The 276-nt window shown below is 63.0% G+C and carries 1 pseudogene; it reads right to left on the reverse strand.

Annotated elements, in window-relative coordinates:
- Nucleotides 1-69: 69 nt before the first annotated feature.
- A pseudogene (locus tag R0J88_RS19900) lies at nucleotides 70-276 on the reverse strand (hypothetical protein); the annotation flags it as partial.

The following is a 276-nucleotide window of genomic DNA, read 5'->3' on the forward strand; positions in this document are numbered from 1 at the left end:
CGTTGAGCGAAACGCCCTGCAGTACGTGGCTCTTGCCGTAGCACGCGTGCACCGCCTTCACGTCAAGGATCATGCGCGGCCTCCGGTGATCATGTTGCCGAGATACGCGCTGCGCACGCGCGCGTCCCCGCGAATCGCCTCGGGCGTGCCTTCGACCAGCACGCGCCCCTGCTGCATCACCGTGATCGTGTCCGAGATGTCCATCACGATTCCCATGTTGTGTTCGATCAGCACGACCGTGTAATCGTCGCGCAGGCGGCGGATCAGCGTTTTCAT

Source organism: Pseudoalteromonas sp. SIMBA_162 (genome assembly GCF_046535955.1).
GTDB lineage: Bacteria > Pseudomonadota > Gammaproteobacteria > Enterobacterales > Alteromonadaceae > Pseudoalteromonas > Pseudoalteromonas marina.